This window comes from Microcystis aeruginosa FD4, from assembly GCF_009792235.1.
Taxonomy (GTDB): Bacteria; Cyanobacteriota; Cyanobacteriia; order Cyanobacteriales; family Microcystaceae; genus Microcystis; species Microcystis viridis.
This window is the reverse complement of sequence record NZ_CP046973.1, coordinates 2,495,396-2,519,754: the sequence shown is the minus strand read 5'-3', so window position 1 is coordinate 2,519,754 and position 24,359 is coordinate 2,495,396. Positions and strand designations below refer to the sequence as shown.

Here is a 24,359-nt window from a genome sequence, read left to right as displayed (position 1 = left end):
CCATGAAACTCCACGAAATCGCCCCCCAACCGGGGTCCACTAAACGCCGTCGTCGTGTGGGACGGGGTGTCTCGGCCGGCCAGGGCGCTAGTTGCGGTCTGGGAATGCGCGGACAAAAATCTCGCTCTGGGACGGGGACTCGTCCCGGTTTTGAGGGGGGACAAATGCCCCTCTATCGTCGGGTGCCGAAATTAAAGCATTTTCCTTTGGTTAACCCCCGTCAATACACAATCGTTAATCTGAAAAAATTAGCTTCTTTACCCGCTAATACGGAAGTTACCCTGGAAAGTCTCCTAGAAGCTAAAATTCTCACCAGCAACGACGGCCCTTTAAAAGTTTTGGGTGATGGTGAAATTACCGTTCCCCTCAAGGTTAAGGCCGCCGCTTTTAGCAATAGTGCTAAAGAGAAAATTACCGCCGCTCAAGGTACTTGGGAAGAGATATAAATTTCCCCAGGAGATTAGGAGACAGGAGACAGGAGACGGGAGACGGGAGACGGGAGACAGGAGATTATTTTTATTTATTCTTCCCCCGCAACGCGCACGCAGTGACCCCCCCACACCCCACACCCTACACCCCACACCCTAACACCCAACCCCCAAGACCTGATTGCTATATCATAAGAAAGACAGGGGAAATCTTAAAAAAATCGAGAAAGTTTTCCCCCTCGATTACTTTTTCCCATAAAAAAACTGCACTAGAGGTAACTGTTAATGGTCGTCAGTCGTGATAAGGCTCCCACGGCACAGGAAACGTTTATGCAAATGGCACAGGCGGCCGGTTTACGCGGTCGCTTGTTGATTACATTGGGTTTACTGATTCTGCTCCGTTTTGGGATGTTTGTACCGATACCCGGTTTGGATCGGGCAAGATTAGCAGAAATTATTCAAGGTAACGCCGCTTTGGGAATCCTTGACCTGTTTACCGGGGGAGGATTATCGACGTTAGGGATTTTTGCACTAGGCATTCTTCCCTATATCAACGCCTCAATTATCGTGCAACTGCTCACCGCTGCCCTTCCTTCTTTGGAAGATTTACAGAAAAATGAAGGAGAAGCAGGACGGCGGAAAATTGCCCAAATTACCCGTTATATTGCCTTTGGTTGGGCAATTATTCAAAGTATCGGTATTACTCTCGGTTTATTAGTCGCTAACGGCGTTGTGGCTGGAACTTTACCCTCGATCGCTGCTACGGTTCTCGCTTTAGTGGCCGGTTCTATGTTCGTGATGTGGATTTCGGAACTGATTACGGAACGCGGTCTGGGAAATGGAGCATCTTTGCTGATTTTTGTGAATATTGTCGCTGTTTTACCGAAAACCCTCGGTGATACGATTACTTTTGCTCAACAGGGTGGCCGACAAGCGATCGCTCAAGTGGTGATTCTCTTGCTGGTTTTCTTGGTGATGATTATTGGCATTGTTTTTGTTCAGGAAGGAACCCGTCGGATTCCGATTGTTTCTGCCCGTCGTCAGGTCGGTCGTCGTCTCTATCGGGAAAGAACCAGTTATCTACCCCTACGACTCAATCAGGGGGGCGTGATGCCGATTATTTTCGCCTCCGCAGTGTTGGTGTTACCTTTCCAATTGGTGCAAGCTTTACCCACGGATAACCCGGTTGGTCAGGTTTTAGTCCAGTTGGTTAATGCCCTGCGTCCCGATAGTTGGGGTTATGTGGCTTTTTATAGCTTACTAATTCTCGGTTTTAGTTTCTTCTACGCTTCCCTGATCGTTAACCCCAAAGATATGTCCCAAAACCTGAAAAAAATGGGGGCCAGTATTCCGGGTATTCGTCCTGGGACCGCTACCACTAATTATCTGGAAGGGGTGCTGAATCGTCTCACCCTTTTGGGCGCTCTGTTTTTAAGTTTGGTGGCTACTGTGCCGACTGTAGTAGAAAGCGCTACCGGTGTCACCACTTTTCGCGGTTTAGGGGCAACTTCCCTGTTAATTCTGGTGGGGGTGGCGATCGATACGGCGAAACAAATTCAAACCTATGTCATGTCTCAACGCTATGAGGACATGATTAAACGGTAGTTAGATAGTTAGCCAGTGACCTTTTAGCGGTTACTGGTTATTTTTTCCCTTAAAACCCTATATTTAATCCATGAGCAAACGGATCGGTGTGATATTTTTGGGACCGCCCGGATCGGGAAAAGGGACCCAAGCGGCAAAATTAGCGGAATCTCTGACGATTCCCCATATTTCTACCGGTGAAATTTTACGTCAAGCAATTACAGAGAAGACAGAACTTGGTCAGCAAGCACAAGCTTATGTGGAAAAGGGCGAATTAGTCCCCGATGAGTTGTTATTAGGTTTAATTCAGGAACGTTTAAAACAGCCTGACAGTGCTAAGGGTTGGATTCTTGATGGTTTTCCCCGCACGGTGGCACAGGCGAGCTTTTTAGACGCATTACTGGAAGAATTGGCTGATAGTTACACTTATGTGGTTAATTTGGCTGTACCGGATACGGTCTTGATTGAGCGTCTCATGCAACGGGGTCGTCAAGATGATACTCAAGAAACGATCGCCCGTCGCCTACAGGTTTATATCGACCAAACTGCCCCCGTTTTAGATTATTACGGTCAAAAAGGGACTCTTAACCAGATCGACGGTAATCAATCGATGGACGCGGTTACTGCCGCTTTAACAGCAGTTGTCACTCCTGGGTAAAGTTATCCTCAGTCAGTAATCAGTGATCAGTAATCAGTAATCAGTAATCAGTGATCAGTCAGTATCTAAGCACAATTAATTACACATCTAAGCCACTACTCCGTCAGACTTCTGCGGTGGTGAGCAAACAGAGAACTGAAACCTCAAATCCGATCCCTAATAGCTTTATCCCGTCTCCCGTCTCCCGTCTCCTGTCTCGACTAGGAAATTAATTTTGCACGACTACTTAATCAGTAATCAGTCATCAGTCATCAGTCAGTAAAAATTACCACTTTTTATAAGTTTTTTATATCAAACAAGCGTTAATAGTTGAGAATATTTAAATTTACACTTCGCAATATTTATCTTTTCTTAAGAATTTATTGAAAATAATTGTCATTTGTTTACGAGGTTGCAATACTTCCAGCGATTATGGTATAATTTCGCAGTATGAAATGATGGGTTTTTCTGTGCTTTTTTGGGTTTTTAGCTGTCTGCTGATCCTGAAACCCTTTGCTAAATCTATACTCACCTATTCAGCAACAGCAATAAATGGCGGTTAAAGAGCCTTTTAAAACCCAACCCGTTGATCAATTAATTATGTAGTTTTGTTGCAAAGAGAAAGTTTTTTTGACAAAAAGAACAAAGTATGCTGCTGAGTGATATATATTGCTTTTATTTATTCTCCCCACATCCCACATCCCAATCTCCTAAAAGGGAAACTTTACCCTTACCCCTGCGTCTTGAGCCTCTAAGCAAATAAGCGTCAAGCTTGCGATAGAATAGATCGGACTTAGCCTAAATGGGGTCAGGGAAAGAATGTGCGGAATTGTTGGCTATATCGGAACCCAAACAGCGATCGATATTCTCCTAGCTGGATTGGAACGTTTAGAATATCGGGGTTATGATTCGGCAGGGATTGCCACAATTCTCGAAGGTGAATTACATCGAGTCCGCGCCCAGGGAAAACTCTACAATCTGCGGGAAAAATTAGAACAGGAAGTTAATCCCTCCCAAATTGGCATCGGTCACACCCGTTGGGCAACCCACGGCAAACCCGTAGAAAGTAATGCCCATCCCCACACCGATAATAATCAACGGGTGGCAGTGGTACAGAATGGGATTGTCGAAAATTTTCAGGTATTAAGAACAGAATTAAAGGAGAAAGGCTGTATATTTGACTCGGAAACCGACACAGAAGTTATTCCCCATCTAATCGCCAGTTATCTACCCAAGCCTACCGATGAAGAATACTTGGGGGTGAGTCCTTTCCTCAAGGCAGTTTTAAGGGCAATTGAACGTTTAGAGGGAGCCTTTGCCCTAGGGGTGATTAGTCCCGATTATCCCGATGAATTGATTGTCGTGCGGCAACACGCTCCTTTAATCATCGGTTTCGGTCAAGGGGAGTTTTTCTGTGCCTCCGATGTGAGTGCTTTGGTTCCCCATACCCGGGCGGTGCTGTCCCTGGATAATGGCGAAATCGCTCGGTTAACACCCTTGGGAGTAGAAATCTATAATTTTGAAGGGAAAAGAGTCCGTAAAAGCCCCAGAGTCCTCGATTGGAGTCCGACAACCGTAGAAAAACAGGGTTATCGTCACTTCATGCTCAAGGAAATCTACGAACAACCCGGAGTGGTGCGCGACTGTTTAGGGACCTATCTACAACCCGATTGGAAAGCACAAAATGAGTATAATGTCAACCCGATAAATATTAATTTTTCTGAAGAAATTTACGAAAATTTAGAACATATTCAGATTTTAGCCTGTGGAACCAGTTGGCACTCTAGTTTAGTCGGTAAATACTTGATCGAGCAGTTGGCAGGTATTCCCACAAGGGTACAGTACGCCTCGGAATTTCGTTATGCACCCACGCCACTGATGCCCAATACTTTAACTATCGGGGTGACGCAATCGGGGGAAACAGCCGACACTTTAGCGGCGTTGGAAACGGAAAAACAGCGTCGTTTAGGATTAGAAAAAAAATATCAGGCCCGGATTATCGGGATTACTAATCGCCCCGAAAGTACCCTAGCACAAATGGTCGATCAGATTATTAATACCCAGGCGGGGATCGAAATCGGGGTGGCGGCAACTAAGAGTTTTACAGCACAGTTATTGGGTTTTTATCTCTTAGCTTTGGATTTATCCTATCGTCGTCAAACTTTGTCCTTAGAGAGAATCGAGGAAATTATTAATCAAATGAGATCGCTGCCAAGATCGATCGAAACTGTCCTAGAAACACAGGAAAAAGCGATCGAAGAATTGGCCCATGAATTTAATGACACCCAAGACTTTATTTTCTTGGGACGGGGGATTAATTTCCCCATTGCCTTAGAAGGGGCTTTAAAACTCAAAGAAATCAGTTATATTCATGCGGAAGGCTATCCAGCTGGAGAAATGAAACACGGACCGATTGCGCTTTTAGATGCAAAAGTTCCCGTAGTAGCGATTGCGATGCCGGGGATAGTTTATGATAAGGTTCTCTCCAATGCACAGGAAGCAAAAGCAAGGGATGCACGGTTATTGGGAGTAGTTGCTGATAGTGATACGGAAGCGCCGAAAGTCTTTAATGATGTCTTATGTGTGCCGGAAATTGAGGAATTATTATCGCCAATTTTAACAGTAGTTCCCCTACAATTGCTCTCCTATCATATCGCAGCCCGTCGCGGTTTAGACGTGGATCAGCCGCGCAATTTAGCCAAAAGTGTCACGGTGGAGTAAGGTTCATCGGGTTGAAAGTGTGGTTTAAAGGTCTATTTGCACTGAATCGGAACCTATGAATCTTCATACAACTTATCAGAATGGGGTTTTAATTCGTCTGACAGAGGAGAGATGGAAACACATTATCAGATGAACTGACGACCACAGTTTACACATATATAGTTTTGTTTTTGACCACGATGACCATTTTTATTGATGTGGTCACTTTGACATTCTGGACATTTCTTCCTTCTTTTTCCTTGATTGAGTTTCTATCTATTTTGCCTTCTCATCTCTTTATCTGACAACGCCTAATTTTTATTGGCTGTTGTCTGGTTTCAATTTCTTCTTCCACTGCTCCTGATTTCAGGATTTCTACTGTTGGGTATTCCTTGTTATAGCGGTATTCGCTTGAGTGAGATACAGACCATCGTCTTGCCTACACTGACTTATAGCTTGTTGCAGTATACCTCATTCGACTGCATACCGCTATATAGGGTCTGCTGAATAAATCTAAAAACCTTGTTGGATAATACTTTTAGACTTTTTTCCCATCAAAAAGTGCCTTAGCTAGGGGTGATCGGGGGGAAAATTCAGGTACTTTTTCCCTGAAAATTAGGTAGTTGACCACCTGAAAATCGGTAAAACCCTACACCCCACACCCCACACCCCACACCCTGCCCCCAGGGAAAACTTTTTCAGCAGACCCTATATATTCTCCTTCCACTGATAGAGAAGTTGAATCTAAATGGCAATTCTCGGTCGCTACACCAAAATTTTTCACGGCTGCTAAACTAATGAGTAGGAAAATACCCGAAACATCCAGTTGATAAAGTTTGTCCATCACTCGACCAATTTTATCATCATTTAATTGTTTGGGTTCGATGCCCTCTCCCAGCAGATGTTCCGTTGCTTTATCTTCAAAAAATTGAGGAAATAAATACAAGGCTCGGGCGACAAATCCCAATCCATTCAGGATAATTGCTTTCACGACTTGCCCCGCTGTGACAATTTCTCCTCGCTCAATTGAGACTTGTTCGTTGATAATTTCAACGATTCCTATTTCATCGATAATTTCGGCTACTAATCCCAGATGGTCTAGATTTTTGACTTCAATTTCTGTTGATTGATTCATGGTCGAACAGTCCACTCGCCTCAGTTTTCCAACAATTCCTATTTTTTCATAATTAGGGGTCTCAAGACCCCCCGTTGGGGCAGGGCTGTTTCATTCTCCCATCAGAATATCAAAAGTAAAAGCGATCACTATCTTTGTAAAATGAGAAGTGACCGCCAACCTTTTAAATATATGTTGAGCTTAATAGAAAAACTGAAACAAGTCAAGGACTTTCGGAAAGATAAAGGAAAAAGACACCCTTTATGGATAGTATTAGTAGTAATAATACTGGGAACAATGCTAGGATACTTAAGTTATAGAGAGCTAGGAGAGTTTGCCAAAAATAATCGGCACAGGCTCAGTCAAGAATTTAACATAATTCCAGAAAGACTCCCATCTTATTCAACAATTAGAAGGGTAATAATGGGAGTTAAAAGGCAGAGTTTGTTAAGAGTATTTAATGAATGGGCATTACAAGAATATGGACAAAGAGATGATATAAATTGGCTAGGTATAGATGGAAAAAGTCTCAAAAATACCCTAAAGAATCCTAACAATGAACAACAAAATTTTATTATGTTTGTCTCATTGTTTAGTCAAGAAAGTGGATTAGTATTACACATAAAAAGAATCGAAAACAAAAAAGGGTATGAAATCGACGAAGATCAAGCTATAACTGAAGATTGCTCTCTTCAAAATAAAGTTTTTACTGGCGATGCTTTACAATGTCAGAAAAAAAACAATCAGCTTAATAATCAAGAGTAAAAATGATTATGTTATCACCGTTAAAGGAAATCAGAAAAATCTTGATCAGCGAATACAAGACCTGAGTAATTCCTCAAAGCCAGAAAGTTGCTTTCTTGAACAAGATAATAGTCATGGACGAAAAATATCAAGAAAAATAGAAGTTTTTAAAGTGAGGAAAAATGAAAGACAAGGGTTGGAAAATTTGCGAAGACTTATTAAAGTAGAAAGAAAGGGTAGTCGCGGGGATAAAACTTATAAAGAAACAGCTTACTATATCAGTAGCCTAACCGCATCCGCCCAAGTATTTGCTGAAATTATTCGAGGACATTGGAAAATAGAAAATCAGTTACATTGGGTAAAAGATGTAATTTTTGAGGAAGATAAAAGCCAGATAAGTGATTTTCAAGCGGCCAGCAATTGGTCAATTCTCACAACTATAGGATTGAATCTTTTTCCTTGGGGTTTCTCTCAATAACAGAGGGACAGAGGTGGTTAGCTGAACGTTGGGAAAAACTGATAGTTTTATCGACGTAAGAAGCAGAAAAATTAGCGAAATTAACAGGATGTACTCTCAGAGAATTTCAAGAGAGATAGGCTTTTAGTGGCTTGAGAAGAAGCTTTATCAATTTATTCATAATAAATATTGGCAGAAGATTAAAGATTAGTTATTGTGAATAACTCTTTTGATTAGAAAAAGATAAACTTGAGAATCTTCGGTCAAATTTATTGACTCAAAATCAGCTGTACTTAATTTAAATGAAACAGCCCTACCCACCACCCCACCTTCCTATACGTTTTAAACAGGATTTAGTATGAATAGTGGCTGCTGGTGACGGGTGACTGAAAAGGCGGATATCTAATAGCTATTCCTTTTTACTCAAAAAATATGGTATGATGGGAAATTGTGAGTTTTACGAAAGCCGATGAAAACGGAAGAGATTATCAAATCAATCGAAGCCGAGTATCTCAAGAGCGATCTGCCCATTATCCATGTCGGTGACACGATCCGGGTAGGGGTGCGAATCGTTGAAGGAGATAAAGAGCGGATTCAGCCCTACGAGGGCATTGTCATCGCCAAACGCCATGGCGGTATCAACGAAACGATTACAGTACGAAAAGTTTTCCAGGGTGTGGGAGTAGAAAGAGTCTTCCTGCTCCACTCGCCGCGGGTTGCCAGTATCAAGATCATCCGTCGTGGTAAAGTACGTCGGGCGAAACTCTACTATCTGCGCGATCGGGTTGGCAAAGCCACCAGGGTACAAGAACGTTTTGATCGCCCTCTCTAAAAAATTTCCGGCGACAGCCTAACCAAGAAAGTTGCACAATCGCCAACAACTACGCTATAATAAATGAAGGCCTTAAAAAAGCCAAATAGTTTAGCGAATGGGCGCTCTTAGTTCAGTTGGTAGAACGCAGGTCTCCAAAACCTGATGTCGGGGGTTCAAGTCCTCCAGGGCGCGTTTGGTAATCACCAAGCCGATAACTGCAAAGGACATGATCTAAATGTCTGGGGGTTAGTGTGGGTTGTCCGGTGAAAATGATAAGTTAAGGATAGCTTGAGTATCATTTTAAGGAGTAGCGATCGTGGCCAAAAAAGAAACCCTAGAAAAAGACACGAGCGACAAGAAAGAGGGAAGCTCTTTTCAGGTCAAGGAATTCGTCAATGAAACCAAAGAAGAACTCGCCAAAGTCGTCTGGCCTTCCCGTCAGCAACTTTTGAGTGAATCAGCGGCCGTGATGTTAATGGTGACTTTGGTAGCCACTCTCATCTATCTGATTGATAAATTCTTTGCCTGGGGTGCGGGGAAGGTGTTCCCATGAATCTAGAAGAAGAGCAGTTTCCTGAAGAAGTCAATCTTAGCGGCCTACCGAAAAAACCCCGTTGGTATGCCGTGCAGGTGGCTTCCGGTTGTGAGAAACGGGTCAAAGCCAATTTGGAACAGCGCATCCACACCCTCGATGTGGCCGATCGCATTCTGCAAGTCCAGATTCCCCAAGCGGCCACCGTCAAAGTCCGCAAGGATGGTTCACGGCAGCACGGAGAGGAAAAAGTCTTCCCCGGTTATGTCCTGATCAGAATGATCATGGATGATGACGCTTGGCAGGTGGTAAAAAACACCCCCCATGTGATCAACTTTGTCGGGGCCGAACAAAAGCGGCGCTACGGACGCGGCCGCGGTCACGTCACCCCGCTACCCTTAAGTATGTCCGAAGTTGATCGCATCTTCAAACAAGCTCAGATTCAAGAACCCGTCGTCAAAATCAATATGGAAGTTGGCGATCAAATCTTGGTCCTATCCGGTCCATTTAAGGACTTTGAAGGGGAAGTTATCGAAGTTAGTCCCGAGCGCGGCAAACTCAAGGCCCTGCTCTCCATTTTTGGTAGGGATACCCCGGTCGAATTGGAATTTAATCAAGTCGAAAAACAAAACTAAATCATGGCTAAAAAAGTCGTCGCAATTATTAAACTAGCTTTACCTGCTGGTAAGGCTAACCCGGCTCCTCCGGTGGGTCCTGCATTGGGTCAACACGGGGTGAATATCATGGCGTTCTGTAAAGATTACAACGCTAAAACCGCCGATCAGGCCGGGATGATCATCCCTGTGGAAATCTCCGTTTTTGAGGATCGTAGTTTTACCTTTATTCTCAAAACTCCCCCCGCTTCCGTTCTCATCCGTAAAGCGGCCGGTGTGGAAAGAGGTTCCAACGAACCCAACAAGAAATTTGTCGCCACTATTACCCGCGACCAATTACGGGAAATCGCCCAGACTAAACTGCCCGATCTTAACGCTAACGACATCGAAGCGGCCATGAATATTGTGGCGGGAACGGCCAAAAATATGGGTGTCAAGATCTCAGACTAAATTTTATTACGGGGAGAAGCCCAGCTTCGTTATTACCCAAGGAGCAACAAATCAGATGGTAAAAAAAGTTTCACGACGTTTGCGAGATGCCCAGGCTAAGGTAGAAAATAAAGCCTACGAGCCCTTAGAGGCACTGACATTATTAAAGGAATTAGCGACGGCGAAATTCGACGAAACCGCCGAAGCTCATATTCGTTTAGGCATCGATCCTAAATATACCGACCAACAACTGCGGACAACGGTAAGTTTACCCAAAGGAACCGGACGCACGGTGCGGGTAGCGGTCATTACTCGCGGGGAACAGGTACAGGAAGCGAACAACGCTGGGGCCGATATCGTTGGTTCGGAAGAATTAATCGAAGAAATCGCCAAGGGCATGATGGATTTCGAGGTGTTGATCGCCACCCCCGATATGATGCCGAAAGTGGCTAAATTAGGTCGTCAACTCGGTCCACGGGGTTTAATGCCCTCACCGAAAGGGGGAACCGTAACCACGGATTTAACGGGAGCAATCTCTGAGTTTAAAGCGGGTAAATTGGAATTCCGGGCCGATCGCACCGGGATCGTTCACGTTCAATTTGGCAAAGCTTCTTTTAGCACCGAGGATCTGTTAATCAATTTGAAAGCTTTGCAGGAAACGGTGGACAGAAACCGTCCTTCCGGAGCCAAAGGTCGTTACTGGCGCACAGTTTACGTTTCCTCCTCCATGGGGCCATCGATTCAAGTGGATATTAGCACCCTGCGGGATCTGAAATTAGCAGAAGGTTAATGACAGTTATTTTTTCTGAAAAGGCCTCCAAGTAATTGGGGGCGTTTTTTTTTGGGGATTTTATCTATTCTAAGATCATTGATTTTCATTTTTGGGTTCTTCTATAATCAATACAGCATGATATTGTCCTTCTTTTAAATTTGAGGGAACTTGTACGGTTAATTGACCTTCATTGTTAACGAATGCTTCAACCTCAATGGTTTTCATGTTAACATATCTCTCTTCATTTTCTGCTATAATCTTAACGGTATAAGCATCTTTATCTGCTAAAGACCGAGCATACTTTCCTCTGACTGCACTTTTTAAGTGAGACTCCGTTAAAACCTCAGAATAATCATCTAACATTTCATCATCTTTGAGGGTATCATTCATTACTTTGTTCATAGATTTTTCTTTCATGTTTAGTTACTCTCCTAGCACTAATGATTCTGATCTTTCCTTGTCTTTCAGTATAAACAACTAAAAGCAAGCGGTTTTGACTAGAATAACCAATTGTCAAAAAACGATCTTCTAAGATTGAATGAGTAGGATCATCTAAAGTCAAAGAATAGGTATCTTCAAAGACAGTTTTAGCCTCATTAAAAGAAATATCGTGTTTTCTCAGATTTATCTTAGCTTTGTCTTTATCCCATTCAAAATTAGTCGTCATCATCTTAATTATACACAATAAATAAAATAAGTGGTATAAAAATCGCCCACCCTACTATGGTAAACCGTTAGTTAACTAAAGTGCGCTCGCCTTTGGCTAGATACTTTCGGGATCGCTCTATCTTGATGTTTATAGATGTTGGAAAAAAAACAATAAATTTGTGATACTGTTATCATTTTGACAAGTTATTGATGTTCTTTCTCAAGAAGATCGTCTATTATTAGAAACAAGATTAGAACAAAAGAAACAAAAACAAGAACCTTATGCTTGATCAGATTGGGAAACCACAACAGCACGAAGAACAACCACAGACGACCAAGAGAAGAACGAACTGAACAATTAATGAATGCTTGTTTCCCTCATCTTTCTGGTGCAATTGATTGGGAATGCCGGGCCGATCGCACCTGGATCGTTCACGTTCAATTTGGTAAAGCTTCCAAAGGTCTCCAAGGGATTGGGGGTGTTTTTTTAGCTTGATCGCCCGATTGATATAGAATCAAAAGGCTACACTCAAGATTAATCGCTTGAATTATTCTCTTTTATCTGTTCCTAAAGTCAGCGTGTGGATTGTAGATTCCCCTAATACCCGTATTTTAGCCCCTAGTGCGATCGCACTAGGTAACTTTGATGGTTTGCACCTAGGTCATCAAACCGTCCTACAGCCAATTTTTCAGGATGAACCCGCTTATCCCACCGTTGTTAGTTTTACTCCCCACCCGCGGGAATTTTTTACGGGAGAAAAATGGCAATTATTAACTCCTCTAGGGGAAAAGGTGGAGGTTTTAGAGAATTTAGGCGTTAAACAATTAGTTTTACTGCCTTTTTCGGCTAAATTAGCTTCCCTGACTCCCTTGGCTTTTGTTGAACAGATTTTAGTAGCAAAATTACAGGCTAAATCGATCAGTGTTGGTCAAGATTTTCACTTCGGTTATCGTCGTCAAGGTACAGCCGAAGATTTATTACAGATCGCCTCTCAATTTAACATTAAAGTCGAGATTGTTGCTTTAAAAAACTGTGGGACGGGTCGAATTAGTAGTTCCCTAATTCGTCAAGCTTTGGCAGCAGGAAACGTTGAGCAAGCCGGACAAATGTTAGGTCGTCCCTACAGTTTAACTGGTCGTGTGGTCGTCGGGAAACAGCTGGGCAGACAATTAGGTTTTCATACCGCTAATCTACAGGTTCCCCCCGATAAATTATTGCCGCGATTGGGGGTTTATTGCGGTTGGGTGCATCTCGATGCTTCTCGCTTACCAGCAGTTATGAACATCGGTTATCGTCCCACAATCGAGGGAAAAACTATCAGTGTGGAAATCCATTTATTGGATTGGTCAGGTCATGTATATGATCGTATTTTAACGATGGATTTAGTGCAATTCCTGCGACCAGAACAGAAATTTAATTCTCTCGATCGATTAAAAAATCAGATCGAGATAGACTGCGATCGCTCTCGGTTAATTTTAACTTCTGTAACCGACAACTACTAATATTTTTGGTATTCTCTTTCCACTTTACCCACCGCTTTCAATAAAGGAGAATCGAGGGAATCGATCCAATCAGCTACTTCCCGCGCTAATCCTAGAGTAACAATACCTTGAGACGGTGGTAATTGACCAGCTAAAGCCTGATTTTTGATGCTTTTCAGCACAGAAATTAAACCCTCAATCCGAGTCGATATTTCTGTTTTCCGCATCTGTTCGGCCACGGTAATAGCTTGGTCAATTGATTGAACTAATTCCCTCATGTTCGTTTCCATAATATTCTAGCGACAGGAAAGAGATGTAACCGTTATTGCTCGCCCCTCTCCCCATTGTATATTGGCATCTCGCGAGTCTTTAATAAAAGTTTGCTGACCACCACCGGGATAACAATCAGCTGGATTCTGGGGGGCGACAATTCCTTGATAAACCGTTGTTCCCGCAGGTAAAGTCACCGATATTACTTTGGTCGCTTGATTGGGAGGATTCCACTTTTGATCGAGGGCTAAATTTCTGATCACCTCCACATTGGTGGTATATTGATCCGTGGTCAGAAAACGACCTTTTTTGTAATTTTCGTCACTATAATAACGGAAGAAAGTCTGGGGTTTTTCTAGGGTAATTGCCTGACATTCACTATTGCGAAAAGTGATAGCAATATCTGGAGGAAGGGGACAGGAAGGAGCCTGATCTTGAGCCAATATTTTCCGAGAATTGAACGTAAAATTTTCGGGTAAACTATTGGTTAATGTGCTGGCCGCGATTCCTAAAACAAGACTAAAAATGAGCGAACTGGCTTTCATCTTCACTGATTAAGAGAAATTCTTCCCGATTTTATCAGACTGAACCGACTGAAAATCTTGATTTCGCCCACTGGCAACAATTCTTAACTAATTTTCTCCCTGCTCGCCACCCTAACCCTGATTAGCTCCCTAGCAGAAAATTTCTCGCCATTGTCTGTCAACTTTCCTCGCTAGTGTGGGCAAATTGGGAAAAGAATCGTTAAGATAAAAAAACTTAACATTAATCTTCTTGACAAAATACCCCATTTGTGCTATGAGAGACGCTATTGATATTTTGATGGAAAATTTGAGCCAAAGCATCGTCGGCCAAACCGAATCGATTCGCATTGTGCTGGTGGCTTTACTCAGTGGCGGCCACGCTCTCCTGGAAGATGTCCCCGGAGTCGGCAAAACCCTGTTAGCCAAATCCTTAGCGCGTTCAATTAACGGTCGTTTCCAACGGGTACAATGCACCCCTGACCTCCTTCCTAGTGATATCACGGGAACCACGATTTGGAACCCCAACAGTCGCGAATTTGAATTTATCCCCGGCCCCGCTTTTGCTAACGTCCTGTTGGCCGATGAAATCAACCGGGCCACCCCGCGTACCCAATCGGCACTTCTAGAAGTTATGGAAGAAAAACAAGTTACCATCGATGGAGAAGCGCGTCCTGTCCCCCAACCCTTCTTTGTTATTGCCACCCAAAATCCGATCGAATATCAAGGCACTTTTCCGCTTCCAGAAGCACAAATGGATCGTTTTGCCGTTTGCCTGAGTTTGGGTTATCCCAGCGCCACAGAAGAATTAACAATGTTACAAAGACAGCATTCTCAGGAGACAGTTAAATCCCTAGAAGCTTGTATTTCCTTAGAAGAGGTGGGAGAATTGCAAAGATTAGTCAGTCTGGTCAAGGTAGCTCCCACTTTACAGCAATATATCGTCGATTTAGTCCGCGCTACCCGGAATCACGAAGATATTACTTTGGGAGTCAGTCCCCGGGGTTGTGTGGTTCTGCAAAAAGCAGTTCAAGCTTACGCTTTCCTCGAAGGTCGCGATTATGCTATCCCCGATGATGTTAAGTTGATTACTCCCTACGTCTTCTGCCATCGTCTGATTCCTAGTCACGGTCGTCAAGCTAAAGCTATCGTGGAAAGACTTCTGCAATCGGTGGCGATCGAGGATCGCATCTATGCTTAAATTTCAGGGTATTTCTAAATTCTGCCAAATTGCTAGAGCCGATCTGTTAATTGCTAGTATTGTCTTAGCTAAGGGACTTGCGCTTTGATAATGTACCTTTTGGGCGAACGCAGTTCGCCCCTACATTGTGGACAAAATCCGTTACTGTAGGGGCGCAAAGCTTGCGCCCTCCGCGCGGAGGGGGTTTGCTGATCACCCTAAGTAGGGGGAGAGCCTTCGAGAACCCCCTTCCAATAAGGGACTTGCGCTTTGATCCTGTGCCATCTGGCTGGTCTGATTCTTCTACAGAGCGATTTTCAAAGCTGGGATATTATTCCCACGCAAGTCCCTAACTAAAGACTTGAGTAAAAGTATTTAGTGAGTCCACGGAAAATCTGCTCTCAGGAGAAAACAATGTTCTGTTCACAGTGTGGAACCAAAAGTGGACATCTCTAAAGATTATCACCCAATCACAGCTTGCTTTTATGCTTACTCGCATTTAAAATATCCATCTTCTTTATCCTCAGACGGGTTTTTACACCAATCGTTAAAATCAATCATAAAAGAGCTTGGTCTAAATTCCTTCTGCCAAAAGTTCAAGGTTTTAACTTTATTGTCTTGATCGATACCTTGAACGACAGTGGCATACCATCCTTGGCGTTCATAGATAATAATTTCACCTTTCCCGAAAGTTTTAGTTTTGGCTCGCTTTTGCTCATCTTGCGCTCCCGCTAAATTGGTATCGCTACCAATTACTATAGCCCATGTCACAGTCGTAGTTTTCGATTTTTTTGGATCTTTATATTCTTTTTCTGCTTCCTTAGTCAATTCCTTCAAATTTGTCTGCGCCATTTTCAAAATATCAGCTTTTTTGCTAGATTTGTCCAATTGATCTATTATGTTTTTAAGCTTTAAAATGGCATCTTCTTTTAAATCAGATTGTGCATTTTTTCCTATTTCTCCAATAGCGGAAACTGCATCTGGATGAATTGACTTTAAAGCGATACTACGAAGAGCTAGAATAGATGCTTTGCTAGGATTAAGCTTTGCCAAGTTAATTGCTAATTCCTCATCTCCTATAGCGGCAATAACTATAATGGTATTTTCTTTGGCTGATTGATTATTAGGAATAGGCGTTCCATTTACTTCACCTATTAAATAAGGCATAAATTTTTCTACTGTTTCAACTCTTTTTATATAGAGTTCTTGTTGACGGAAATAATAATTGGTTAGACCTGTAAACGTTCCTCCTATAGCTCCTCCTATAGTTGTAAATAATAAAGTTACCACGATTTTACTAATATCCCAGAAATCCTTTTTATCTTTCTTATCGTTTTTCTCCTTATTATTATTCATAATTCATACCCTCTAAGCTCTGAATAACGCCAGTTCGGTTTAAGGGAATTTTGCCATAGCTTCCACGAAAGAATAGGAGTTTCAGGCTACGGTAGCATCAGGGTTTTAGCTTATCCCGAACTCAGGTTGAATAGCATCGATTGAAGATGTAGTCTGCATACCCTAAAAAATTCAACAAACGGTGAGTTTTCCCAGCGTCCCCCCTATTTCTGAAAAAACTCACCAGAAGCCTTTATTTGGCCCCTCACACCTGATCGAATCGGTCTCCTATCCGAACTGTCCCGTATCGACCCATTCACTCTTGATTAGCGACCACCAATCAGTTGCCAGACCATCGAGGACGTACTTGTAGGGCAGCCAGCCGTAGCCAGCGCTTCCCCATCGAGTCCCCCAGGAGTTGCGAATCAGCAAGGCACCCGTCGTTTCGATACCGCCGGGGTTGGTATTCTTGATCTTGAGGTTGTCGTCGTAACCGACCGCATCGATCGCGTGACCGCCGAGAACTTTCTCGCCCCGAGTCGGATAAGGAATCTTGCCGGTCGTGTTGCCCTGATTGATGGAACTGTAAACGGTAAAGCCAAACATCGAGGGCAGACCTTTCGACAAGTCGGTTTTAATCCGAGCTAACAGTGCGTCCTTCGCCGTCCCGGGCGGATCCAGGCGATAGTAAGAGATCGCTTGGAAGCTCTGGGCAAAGGCGTAGCAGAATGCTGGTGGCTCCTTGTCATAATCGGCGGTGTTGTAGAGGTAGTATTCTTCTGGCGGCACCCCAAACAAGGTGAGGGCGTACATGGTCGTCCGCAGGAAAGCCCCCGTATCCCCCGTCCAGTGCAACAAGTTGCGCGTCACTTTGTAGAGGAAGAGTCTGGAAGCATCTAGGTGTTTGCCAAAAGCCCGCCGCTCAAAATACTCCACCAGTCCGACACCGGCGTGGGCCGTACAAGAACCGATAGTTTGTTGATCCTCCATGGGGGAACACCACGGCCTCAAGTCCACGCTGGCTGGCAGCGCCGTCACCGGGGCCTCCGCTCCCACTTGGGCGAGCATCGCCTTGACCGGCAGTTGCCCCAACGCTCTTAGTCTGGGTACGATGACCTCGGATTCTGGTGTCAGGTCGCGGATGTCGGGATAGTCAGGCAACCATCCCATTGCGGGAATTACAAATGTTTCACTCATTTTTCCTTTCCTCCTAAGTCGTTACTCACTAGCCCCCGGCTGTCTGAGAAGCCTTTACTCCCGGACTTGGAGCGTGACAGTAAACCGTTCGACAATTGACGGCTCTCCCTCCCACTCTCGCCAAAGCTTAAGCCTTAGTTGGTCTATCCCAGCCCGTTGCGCTTTAAAGGTCAGGACTCTCTGACCGCCCCCGCCGACTCTCGACTCTATGGCAGGGATATAGTCAGAGGCCTGCAGCTTCACTAAATCGCTCCCGCCACCATCGACCGCCCACTGAAAGCCAGTAGTGGGATTCTCGTCGAGGGACACTACTAGGAGGTCGTTGACCTGCATGGTGATGGATTTGCCGTTGTCAGTGCGAGTAAGGGTTAGCATTGTATCTTGACCGTTCCCTCCTTTCGGGTTCCACTCTGTCGCCCCACAGCCCTGGAAAAAGACTGGGAAAAGCACGAGGATTAGAGTTATGACAATCGCGACGGCCCACTTAAGAGAACGATCCATTATTTTCCTCCCTCGTCTCTATAACGGCCACAGGGATTCACTCTCGTTATTGCAGTTGGAAAATCGCGCCAAGCGCAGAAGAAACTGGGAAACGATTTAATCTAATTATCTCTTGCTTTGGCCACCAAGAGATGGTAGGATGGAAGATTTGTGATTTTTCTTAATAATCCCCCTCGCCTACGCCGACACGCACCTCAAATCCCCTTGACTAGCAGCCCTATCCGTAATTTGAAATAACTCCTCAATGCTCCCCCATTTCCCCCCTCTAGAGGAGAGAATTGCCACGATTCAACCCCCTATCGGAGGAATAACAACGACTAGCAATTAAACCCAAAACTAACCACCAGAGGGTACTAACTTGGGGACGATACCAAACCGTATCAAAGAAACCGTGGGCAAGAATTCCGGCCATAGCGGCAATTGCCCCGATTAACCAAAAGCCTTGACTATCCATTTTATTGCGTAAAAGTTTAATTTGATGGATGCCTTGGCCGATAGTTGTGACTAATAACCAGAGGAAACAGGTAAAACCAATAATTCCCGTTTCTACCATGATTTCTAATAGCACGGAATAGGCACTTAAAGCCGTGTATTTTGGCTTCATGAATAGGGGGTAAATTTTCTTAAAAGCATCATTACCCGGTCCAATGCCCAAAAGCGGATAAGTTTGAATCATGCGGATAACTGCATCCCAAACATTAATCCGAAAGTTATTACTACTATCTCCCCGGCCGGCGAAAATACTCATCACCCGAATTCGCAGCGGTTCCACCAATAAAATCGCCCCTAAAATCACCACGGCTAAACCACCTAAAACTAAGGGTAAAAGCCATGTTTGCCAAAATACTGGTAGATAATTTTTGAACCAATAAAATAATAGCAATAAGAAGACAATTCCTAAGACCATCAAACCAATCCAACCGCCACGACTCTCGGTAAAAAATAAACAAGCGGCATTGGCTAAAGTTAATAAAGCCGCTAAAATTTTCGGTAGCCATCCTTGCCACACAAACAAGGCTGCACCGCTAAAAGCAATACCGGGGAATAAATAACTAGCTAATAGATTAGGATTACCGAGATAACTATAAACCCTAGTATCCCCCGCTAATTCTGAAGTAGGATCGTTCCAAGTTGCTAACTGTTCCGCACCAAAAATTTGCTGACGAATGCCGTAAACGCTGACTACTAAAGCGGTTAAAACTAAAGTAGTCAGAATCCAATTTGTTAGGCGTGGTGAGCGCATAATTCGGGCAGTAAAAGCAAAAAAGATGAGATTGAGAGTTAATTTAATTAATCCTTCCAAAGCTGCGGTTTTAACGGGAGAAAAAGCCGTAGAAACCGTGGCAATTCCCCAGTATAAAAGTACCAAAATGTGAATCGGTGTCACCCCGATTTTGCCTTCATCCACAAGGGTTAAGAGTAGCCAATAACCCGCTATTGCTAACAATAAAAAACCGATTTGACTGGTGGAGAAAAACGGCGCGGTGGCGATAAGAAGAGAGATTAACAGCGCACCCATCAGTTCTGTCCACTCGACAAACCGGCTACCCTGTCGCCATTGACTAAAAAGGCCGACGAAACGATGCAGATAGCTATATTTTGACCAAGAAGCGGGCGAAAAGTTCAATAGAGTGATTTGTTTCCATAAAGCATTCATAGGGTTTTTAGTTGCGGTTGTCACCATCAAACTTTGATTAAGATACCGATTGTATCTTAATTGTTGACTCTTGGGACCCAAAAGAGTTTCAGTCTGGTGTCTTAGGGCAGCTTTACACAGTCAAAACCTAATAGCATAACCGGTCTAAACATGGGGTGAACGTATAGCTTGACCTAAACGAGTTAAGCCTTGGGAACAGTCAAAACGATCGAGATGTACTTCAATAAATGATAGGCGATCGATGTTACCCTGGGCAATTGATAAAGCCTTTTCTAATTCCCCTTCTGTCCTGACTTGACAACTCCAACTTTCCCCGTTAAATACTGCTGGTAATTGGTGATATTTCCACGGTTGTAGATCATTATAAATATTATCCTGAATTACCCGCTCGATCGTGTAACCGTCGTTATTAATTAAAAAGATAATTGGATTGAGATGGTGACGGATAATTGTCGAAAGTTCTTGGGCAGTCATTTGAAAAGCACCATCACCCACAAAGACGATAGGACGAGCATTGGGTGCGGCAAAAGCTACTCCTAAACAGGCAGGAATTGAATAACCGATAGAGAGATAAAATGCTTGACCAATAAAGTCGGTTTTTTGGGGCATTAATAAATCAATCGTGGCAATAATTGCGTCCCCCGTATCGGAAATAACAAAAGATTCTTGAGCTATAAAATGATTCATTCGCTCATAAAAACGAGCATTAGTTAATTTTTGCTCTGGCACGGGTATGAATTCTAAATTCTTCAATTCGGCTGCGGGTTTAATCTCTAGTGTAGCCGCTTCTTTGTGACTTAGCTTATCAATTAAACCATCGATAAAATTACCTAGAAATACTGGTTGATAAAAGTGATGTTTAATTTTTACTTTCTCGGAGTTGGCATTAATCAAATTGTTGGGATTTAAATTAGCCGTAAATCCCCCTAAATTCCTATCGGACATGATCGCCCCTAAACAGAGGACACAATCGGCATTTTCCACCCGTTGCTGAACGTATTCGCGACTTAATCCCCCCACATAAGTGCCGATAAATTGCGGCTGCATTTCCGAAATTGACGACTTACCTAAAATAGTAGTAGCCAAGGGATAACCCGTTACTTCTAAAAGTTTCAGCAACTTATCTTGGAGTTTAAATCGATGAAATTCTACCCCCGCTAAAATAATTGGTTTTTCCGCTTTTTCTAATAAAAAAACCGCTTCTTCCACTGCTTCTTGTAAAGCGGCAGCATCGGTGAGATTATCGGTTAAATAAATTGGCTTTTCTGAGGGGATACAGGGACGATAGACCAGATCCTGGGGAATTTCGATATACACGGGACGTTTGTGATGCAAACAAGCTGCTAAAGTTTTATCGATTTGACTGGCAGCTTGGGCAGCATTAGTGAGAATAACCGAGGCAACCGTGGCTTTTTCCATGATCGAAAATTGCAGATTATAATCGCCCGTGGTGTGGTGTAATAATAAATTATCCCGGCGAATCGAGCGATCAGAAGCTCCACTAATTACCACTAGGGGAACTCTTTCAGCGTAAGCACCGACCACAGCATTAACGAGGCTAAATCCCCCAACACCGTAGGTGACACAGACAGCACCCATACCTTTGACTCGCGCGTAGGCATCGGCGGCATAACCTGCGTTAAGCTCATTACAGGTGCAAACTAATTCGATCGGACTTTCTACCAAAACATCCATCAAATCGAGGACATAATCCCCCGGCACCCCGAAAACATGATTAACCCCTAAATTATGGAGACACTGGCATAAATATTCGCCGATGGTGATCATAGCAATTTTCTCCCCTGTGTTGGCACTTTCACGCCGATCATAACGATTTTTTCAAAAAATAGGCTAATGCCCAGTAATAAACTGGAAAGTAAAAATCAGGAAACCTTGATTATATCTAGGCGATGGTGATCAATGCTATAGTATAAAGTCTGGGGTTTTTTCTTGGGTGTAAAAAAATATCTGCGGCACTTTTTCACGTATAATTGTTACAGGAGATTTCCTAAAACTTTCGACTTAACTAAGGCTGACTGTTAATGATTTTTACTGAATTGGTTTTGCAAAATTTTGGTCCCTACGCCGGTCGTCAAGTGATTAATTTACGTCCCGAAAAAGATAATAATCCCTGTCCAATTATCCTTTTGGGAGGCATGAATGGGGGCGGTAAAACTACTTTAATGGATGCGATTCGTTTGGCTTTGTACGGTGCGCGGGCAAAGTGTTCTACTCGCAATAATTTAAGTTATGCCGAGTTTCTCAGTCAAGCAGTTAATCATCAAGCTTCCCTAATCGATCAAGCTAGAATTGAACTGGCTTTTGAACATCTAGTTAATGAACAATGGCGACAATATCGTATCGTTAGATACTGGACAAAACAGCCCAAAGATGGTAGGGATACCCTCGGTATTTTAGATGAAGATTGGCCCGATCCCGCCCTAGCTAACACTTGGGATGAATATATTGAAACTTTATTACCTTTGGGTATTTCTAACCTCTTTTTATTTGATGGGGAACAGGTAAAAGAATTGGCAGAACAGGATGTACCTCCTGACAGCGTTAAGGATTCGATGCAGACTTTATTAGGGTTAGAATTAGCGGAAAGATTAGCAGTTGATCTTGATATTTTAGCTAGTCGCAAGCGCCGGTTATTAGCAGCAGAAAATGAACTGGCAACTATTGAAGCTATTGAGAAAAAATTAGCTCAGTACCAAGAAGATTTGGAATTGGCTAAACAGGAAATGGAAACTCAACAAAAAAATTTAGATGTGGTTAGAAATGATTTTGATGCAGTCTCGGATAAATTTCGCATTGATGGCGGAAAAATTGCCGCCGAAAGAAGTCAATTAGAGAGCAGAAAAAAGGAGGTAGATAAAAAGTTAGAGAAACAGAGAGAATATTTAGGTCAATTGGCAGGGGAATTTTTACCCTTAAAGTTAATTTTTCCTCTCCTAGAAGCGGCTAAAATTCAGGGAGAAAAAGAGCTAAAATTTCAATCGTCTCAAGTCGCTCAATCGGTTTTAGAATCCAGAGATAAAAAGTTACTTGCTTATTTAGAACAACTGAATTTAACTTTAGAACAATTAGAGAATATTAGAGAATTTTTACAGCAAGAAAATCAGTTTTTAGCTGAGGATAGCGATTCTTTGATTACTCCTTACTTAGATTTAGACGAGGAGGCGATCGAGTTATTAAATCGAGTCTTAACCCATCAACTACCGGCACAAATTAACCTCGCTCATCAAGCAATAGAACAATTAAGAAATCTGGAAGCTGACTTAGATAATTTAGAGCGAGAATTAGCAGTAGCAGCCTCTCCCGAAGAATACGAAACCCTGAGTAATAACTTAAAAACCGCTCAGAAAAAGTATCTAAATGCTCAAGCAGAATACGAGCAAAGCCACAAAAATTATGAAGAAATCAAAAAGAAAATTGAGAAAACTAAAAAAGAATTATTTGCCTATAGTGAGAAAGCTTTAGAATCGCAAAGTAACGAACATATCGTCAATGCTATTGTCAAAGCACAGCAAACTTTAAAAGTATTTAAAGAACGCTTAACTTTAAAAAAATTAAATAGATTGGAGGGAGAAGTGGCGGAATGTTTTCGTTATTTATTGCATAAGTCCGATCTGGTGCAGAAAATAGCGATCGATGCTGATACTTTTGGTCTATCTCTCTTTGGTCCCGATGGACAAAATGTGCCTAAACACCGTCTTTCTGCCGGAGAAAAACAACTATTAGCGATCGCTTTTTTGTGGGGATTAGCGCGAGTCTCCGGACGAGATTTACCCATCGCTATCGATACACCCCTCGGACGTTTAGATTCTTCCCATCGCCATAATTTAGTTGAACGTTATTTTCCCGCTGCTTCCTCTCAAGTCATCCTCCTTTCTACCGATACAGAAATTGGACAAAATGAGCTACAATTATTAGAAGAACAGGAAGTAATCGCTAGAAAATACCTGCTAGAATACAATTCCCAACAACGTCAAACTACTATTCACCCCGATCGCTACTTTTGGGAAGATTATGACTGAGATAAATTCCCAAAAAATCCTCGCCCAATTAATTCAACACCAATCAACCAGTCACCCCTACGAGAACTTAAAAAATAGTTTAGCGGCAGCCGATGGGTTTGATCCAGACTTGAATCAGTTATCAGTTCACTGTTTACCGATCACTGAAAAAAACTCCCCACTTTCCACTCTCCTATTAAACAGAATTGAGAATAACTAACTATTTTCTCATCGTTCAGAGCGAGGTATAATTATAGATTATGGAATCACCGATCGAACGTTTTCGACTATCTCAAACCGCCAAAGATAGCCTAATAAAATTAAAACGCTACACCAAAATTGACCAATGGAATATCCTCTGTCGTTGGGCTTTTTGTCGTTCCCTTGCTGAACCGAGTCTCCCCTCTCCCGTTCCCATTCCTGCCGATAGCAATGTAGAATTATCTTGGAAAGTATTCGGGGGAGAAATGGCCGATATTTTCTTAATTGCCCTCAAACAACGTTGTCATCAGGACGGATTAGGAACCGATAAAGAAACTCTAACTCAACAATTTCGCTTACATTTACATCGCGGGATCGGTTATCTTGCTGGGGATGCCAAGCTAAAGAAAATCGATAATTTAATCGAATTAGAGAGGGAAAATCTCAGAGAATCTTAAACAAGAACGCTCTATCCTCCTCTCTGTGTTCTTTGTGCCTTTGTGGTTTATTCTTACTCCTTCTG

The 24,359-nt window shown here is 43.0% G+C and carries 24 protein-coding genes, 1 tRNA gene and 3 pseudogenes; 17 read left to right on the top strand and 11 right to left on the bottom strand.

The window, feature by feature from the left end:
* The first annotated feature begins 2 nt into the window (after nt 1–2).
* The 4 genes from rplO to glmS all read left to right on the top strand — a co-directional run bounded on the left by rplO (nt 3) and on the right by glmS (nt 5,370).
* Nucleotides 3–446, top strand: a complete 444-nt coding sequence (gene rplO / locus GQR42_RS12760) for a 50S ribosomal protein L15 (protein ID WP_151695078.1) — start codon at nt 3–5, stop codon at nt 444–446.
* A gap of 267 nt (nt 447–713) precedes the next feature.
* A complete protein-coding gene (gene secY / locus GQR42_RS12755; protein ID WP_158200251.1) occupies nt 714–2,033 on the top strand; it encodes a preprotein translocase subunit SecY in 1,320 nt (439 codons plus the stop codon).
* Nucleotides 2,034–2,103: 70 nt separating this feature from the next.
* Nucleotides 2,104–2,670 (top strand): adenylate kinase, encoded by a 567-nt coding sequence (locus GQR42_RS12750; RefSeq protein WP_158200250.1) that lies wholly within the window; start codon nt 2,104–2,106, stop codon nt 2,668–2,670.
* 798 nt (nt 2,671–3,468) lie between these two features.
* A complete protein-coding gene (glmS, locus tag GQR42_RS12745) occupies nt 3,469–5,370 on the top strand; it encodes a glutamine--fructose-6-phosphate transaminase (isomerizing) (RefSeq protein ID WP_158200249.1) in 1,902 nt (633 codons plus the stop codon).
* A 128-nt stretch (nt 5,371–5,498) separates the two neighbouring features.
* On the opposite strand, the pseudogene GQR42_RS12740 reads toward glmS, so the two are convergent.
* Nucleotides 5,499–5,594: pseudogene (locus GQR42_RS12740) on the bottom strand (IS1/IS1595 family N-terminal zinc-binding domain-containing protein); the annotation flags it as partial.
* 467 nt (nt 5,595–6,061) lie between these two features.
* A pseudogene (locus tag GQR42_RS12735) lies at nt 6,062–6,484 on the bottom strand (IS1634 family transposase); the annotation flags it as partial.
* A gap of 171 nt (nt 6,485–6,655) precedes the next feature.
* On the opposite strand from GQR42_RS12735, the pseudogene GQR42_RS12730 reads away from it, so the two are divergent.
* From GQR42_RS12730 to rplA, 7 genes and pseudogenes are all read left to right on the top strand, one after another.
* Nucleotides 6,656–7,744 (top strand): annotated as a pseudogene (locus GQR42_RS12730) (ISAs1 family transposase).
* 389 nt (nt 7,745–8,133) lie between these two features.
* Nucleotides 8,134–8,496 carry a 50S ribosomal protein L19 gene (gene rplS, locus GQR42_RS12725; RefSeq protein WP_002738040.1) on the top strand — a complete coding sequence of 121 codons (363 nt, stop codon included), beginning with the start codon at nt 8,134–8,136 and terminating at the stop codon, nt 8,494–8,496.
* A 101-nt stretch (nt 8,497–8,597) separates the two neighbouring features.
* Nucleotides 8,598–8,670: transfer RNA gene (locus tag GQR42_RS12720), tRNA-Trp, on the top strand.
* Between the two features lie 124 nt (nt 8,671–8,794).
* The gene (gene secE / locus GQR42_RS12715) at nt 8,795–9,031 is read left to right on the top strand and encodes a preprotein translocase subunit SecE (RefSeq protein WP_002765998.1); all 237 of its coding nucleotides are present in this window, start codon (nt 8,795–8,797) and stop codon (nt 9,029–9,031) included.
* Nucleotides 9,028–9,645 (top strand): transcription termination/antitermination protein NusG, encoded by a 618-nt coding sequence (nusG, locus tag GQR42_RS12710; protein ID WP_151694838.1) that lies wholly within the window; start codon nt 9,028–9,030, stop codon nt 9,643–9,645. The genes secE and nusG overlap by 4 nt, the downstream gene beginning before the upstream one ends.
* 3 nt (nt 9,646–9,648) lie before the next feature.
* On the top strand, nt 9,649–10,074 hold the full coding sequence (gene rplK / locus GQR42_RS12705; protein WP_158200248.1) for a 50S ribosomal protein L11: 426 nt from the start codon (nt 9,649–9,651) through the stop codon (nt 10,072–10,074).
* Nucleotides 10,075–10,129: 55 nt separating this feature from the next.
* On the top strand, nt 10,130–10,843 hold the full coding sequence (gene rplA / locus GQR42_RS12700; RefSeq protein WP_158200247.1) for a 50S ribosomal protein L1: 714 nt from the start codon (nt 10,130–10,132) through the stop codon (nt 10,841–10,843).
* 75 nt (nt 10,844–10,918) lie between these two features.
* Here the strand turns inward: rplA and GQR42_RS12695 are convergent, their stop codons facing one another.
* On the bottom strand, nt 10,919–11,242 hold the full coding sequence (locus GQR42_RS12695) for a hypothetical protein (protein ID WP_158200246.1): 324 nt from the start codon (nt 11,240–11,242) through the stop codon (nt 10,919–10,921).
* Entirely contained in the window at nt 11,208–11,495 is a 288-nt protein-coding gene (locus tag GQR42_RS12690; RefSeq protein ID WP_158200245.1) for a BrnT family toxin, read from the bottom strand. Before GQR42_RS12690 ends, GQR42_RS12695 begins: the two co-directional genes overlap by 35 nt.
* 339 nt (nt 11,496–11,834) lie before the next feature.
* Between GQR42_RS12690 and GQR42_RS29535 the strand changes: the two genes are divergently transcribed.
* Together GQR42_RS29535 and GQR42_RS12685 are read left to right on the top strand one after the other, a co-directional pair.
* Nucleotides 11,835–11,969: a hypothetical protein gene (locus GQR42_RS29535; protein WP_257792637.1), complete on the top strand. Its 135-nt coding sequence runs from the start codon at nt 11,835–11,837 to the stop codon at nt 11,967–11,969.
* A gap of 83 nt (nt 11,970–12,052) precedes the next feature.
* Nucleotides 12,053–12,976, top strand: coding sequence for a bifunctional riboflavin kinase/FAD synthetase (locus GQR42_RS12685; protein WP_158200244.1), 924 nt, complete (start codon nt 12,053–12,055; stop codon nt 12,974–12,976).
* On the opposite strand, the gene GQR42_RS12680 is transcribed toward GQR42_RS12685, so the two are convergent.
* Nucleotides 12,973–13,245, bottom strand: a complete 273-nt coding sequence (locus tag GQR42_RS12680) for a hypothetical protein (RefSeq protein ID WP_199273314.1) — start codon at nt 13,243–13,245, stop codon at nt 12,973–12,975. The two genes, GQR42_RS12685 and GQR42_RS12680, sit on opposite strands and share 4 nt — an antisense overlap.
* A 6-nt stretch (nt 13,246–13,251) precedes the next feature.
* Nucleotides 13,252–13,770: a hypothetical protein gene (locus GQR42_RS12675; protein WP_158200243.1), complete on the bottom strand. Its 519-nt coding sequence runs from the start codon at nt 13,768–13,770 to the stop codon at nt 13,252–13,254.
* Between the two features lie 253 nt (nt 13,771–14,023).
* On the opposite strand from GQR42_RS12675, the gene GQR42_RS12670 reads away from it, so the two are divergent.
* Nucleotides 14,024–14,947 carry an AAA family ATPase gene (locus GQR42_RS12670; RefSeq protein ID WP_158200242.1) on the top strand — a complete coding sequence of 308 codons (924 nt, stop codon included), beginning with the start codon at nt 14,024–14,026 and terminating at the stop codon, nt 14,945–14,947.
* A gap of 468 nt (nt 14,948–15,415) precedes the next feature.
* Here the strand turns inward: GQR42_RS12670 and GQR42_RS12665 are convergent, their stop codons facing one another.
* The 5 genes from GQR42_RS12665 to GQR42_RS12645 all read right to left on the bottom strand — a co-directional run bounded on the left by GQR42_RS12665 (nt 15,416) and on the right by GQR42_RS12645 (nt 21,404).
* On the bottom strand, nt 15,416–16,282 hold the full coding sequence (locus GQR42_RS12665; protein ID WP_158200241.1) for a hypothetical protein: 867 nt from the start codon (nt 16,280–16,282) through the stop codon (nt 15,416–15,418).
* A 267-nt stretch (nt 16,283–16,549) separates the two neighbouring features.
* Nucleotides 16,550–17,458 carry a C1 family peptidase gene (locus GQR42_RS12660; RefSeq protein ID WP_158200240.1) on the bottom strand — a complete coding sequence of 303 codons (909 nt, stop codon included), beginning with the start codon at nt 17,456–17,458 and terminating at the stop codon, nt 16,550–16,552.
* Between the two features lie 54 nt (nt 17,459–17,512).
* Nucleotides 17,513–17,959, bottom strand: coding sequence for a protease inhibitor I42 family protein (locus tag GQR42_RS12655; RefSeq protein WP_158200239.1), 447 nt, complete (start codon nt 17,957–17,959; stop codon nt 17,513–17,515).
* A gap of 265 nt (nt 17,960–18,224) precedes the next feature.
* On the bottom strand, nt 18,225–19,616 hold the full coding sequence (locus GQR42_RS12650; RefSeq protein WP_158200238.1) for an IctB family putative bicarbonate transporter: 1,392 nt from the start codon (nt 19,614–19,616) through the stop codon (nt 18,225–18,227).
* Nucleotides 19,617–19,760: 144 nt separating this feature from the next.
* The gene (locus tag GQR42_RS12645) at nt 19,761–21,404 is read right to left on the bottom strand and encodes an alpha-keto acid decarboxylase family protein (protein WP_158200237.1); all 1,644 of its coding nucleotides are present in this window, start codon (nt 21,402–21,404) and stop codon (nt 19,761–19,763) included.
* A gap of 254 nt (nt 21,405–21,658) precedes the next feature.
* On the opposite strand from GQR42_RS12645, the gene dndD reads away from it, so the two are divergent.
* The 3 genes from dndD to dndE are packed head-to-tail and all read left to right on the top strand — an operon-like array spanning nt 21,659 to nt 24,294.
* Nucleotides 21,659–23,656, top strand: coding sequence for a DNA sulfur modification protein DndD (dndD, locus tag GQR42_RS12640; RefSeq protein ID WP_158200236.1), 1,998 nt, complete (start codon nt 21,659–21,661; stop codon nt 23,654–23,656).
* A complete protein-coding gene (locus tag GQR42_RS12635; RefSeq protein WP_158200235.1) occupies nt 23,649–23,855 on the top strand; it encodes a hypothetical protein in 207 nt (68 codons plus the stop codon). Before dndD ends, GQR42_RS12635 begins: the two co-directional genes overlap by 8 nt.
* A 40-nt stretch (nt 23,856–23,895) precedes the next feature.
* On the top strand, nt 23,896–24,294 hold the full coding sequence (gene dndE / locus GQR42_RS12630; RefSeq protein WP_002735106.1) for a DNA sulfur modification protein DndE: 399 nt from the start codon (nt 23,896–23,898) through the stop codon (nt 24,292–24,294).
* The last annotated feature ends 65 nt before the right edge of the window (nt 24,295–24,359 follow it).

What these genes read in the sequence shown, in the direction of transcription:
- rplO (WP_151695078.1), top strand. Translation starts at nt 3, where the DNA reads ATGAAACTCCACGAAATCGCCCCCCAACCGGGGTCCACTAAACGCCGT.
- secY (WP_158200251.1), top strand. Translation starts at nt 714, where the DNA reads ATGGTCGTCAGTCGTGATAAGGCTCCCACGGCACAGGAAACGTTTATG.
- GQR42_RS12750 (WP_158200250.1), top strand. Translation starts at nt 2,104, where the DNA reads ATGAGCAAACGGATCGGTGTGATATTTTTGGGACCGCCCGGATCGGGA.
- glmS (WP_158200249.1), top strand. Translation starts at nt 3,469, where the DNA reads ATGTGCGGAATTGTTGGCTATATCGGAACCCAAACAGCGATCGATATT.
- rplS (WP_002738040.1), top strand. Translation starts at nt 8,134, where the DNA reads ATGAAAACGGAAGAGATTATCAAATCAATCGAAGCCGAGTATCTCAAG.
- nusG (WP_151694838.1), top strand. Translation starts at nt 9,028, where the DNA reads ATGAATCTAGAAGAAGAGCAGTTTCCTGAAGAAGTCAATCTTAGCGGC.
- rplK (WP_158200248.1), top strand. Translation starts at nt 9,649, where the DNA reads ATGGCTAAAAAAGTCGTCGCAATTATTAAACTAGCTTTACCTGCTGGT.
- rplA (WP_158200247.1), top strand. Translation starts at nt 10,130, where the DNA reads ATGGTAAAAAAAGTTTCACGACGTTTGCGAGATGCCCAGGCTAAGGTA.
- GQR42_RS12695 (WP_158200246.1), bottom strand. Translation starts at nt 11,242, where the DNA reads ATGAAAGAAAAATCTATGAACAAAGTAATGAATGATACCCTCAAAGAT.
- GQR42_RS12690 (WP_158200245.1), bottom strand. Translation starts at nt 11,495, where the DNA reads ATGATGACGACTAATTTTGAATGGGATAAAGACAAAGCTAAGATAAAT.
- GQR42_RS29535 (WP_257792637.1), top strand. Translation starts at nt 11,835, where the DNA reads ATGAATGCTTGTTTCCCTCATCTTTCTGGTGCAATTGATTGGGAATGC.
- GQR42_RS12680 (WP_199273314.1), bottom strand. Translation starts at nt 13,245, where the DNA reads ATGGAAACGAACATGAGGGAATTAGTTCAATCAATTGACCAAGCTATT.
- GQR42_RS12675 (WP_158200243.1), bottom strand. Translation starts at nt 13,770, where the DNA reads ATGAAAGCCAGTTCGCTCATTTTTAGTCTTGTTTTAGGAATCGCGGCC.
- GQR42_RS12670 (WP_158200242.1), top strand. Translation starts at nt 14,024, where the DNA reads ATGAGAGACGCTATTGATATTTTGATGGAAAATTTGAGCCAAAGCATC.
- GQR42_RS12665 (WP_158200241.1), bottom strand. Translation starts at nt 16,282, where the DNA reads ATGAATAATAATAAGGAGAAAAACGATAAGAAAGATAAAAAGGATTTC.
- GQR42_RS12660 (WP_158200240.1), bottom strand. Translation starts at nt 17,458, where the DNA reads ATGAGTGAAACATTTGTAATTCCCGCAATGGGATGGTTGCCTGACTAT.
- GQR42_RS12655 (WP_158200239.1), bottom strand. Translation starts at nt 17,959, where the DNA reads ATGGATCGTTCTCTTAAGTGGGCCGTCGCGATTGTCATAACTCTAATC.
- GQR42_RS12650 (WP_158200238.1), bottom strand. Translation starts at nt 19,616, where the DNA reads ATGAATGCTTTATGGAAACAAATCACTCTATTGAACTTTTCGCCCGCT.
- GQR42_RS12645 (WP_158200237.1), bottom strand. Translation starts at nt 21,404, where the DNA reads ATGATCACCATCGGCGAATATTTATGCCAGTGTCTCCATAATTTAGGG.
- dndD (WP_158200236.1), top strand. Translation starts at nt 21,659, where the DNA reads ATGATTTTTACTGAATTGGTTTTGCAAAATTTTGGTCCCTACGCCGGT.
- GQR42_RS12635 (WP_158200235.1), top strand. Translation starts at nt 23,649, where the DNA reads ATGACTGAGATAAATTCCCAAAAAATCCTCGCCCAATTAATTCAACAC.
- dndE (WP_002735106.1), top strand. Translation starts at nt 23,896, where the DNA reads ATGGAATCACCGATCGAACGTTTTCGACTATCTCAAACCGCCAAAGAT.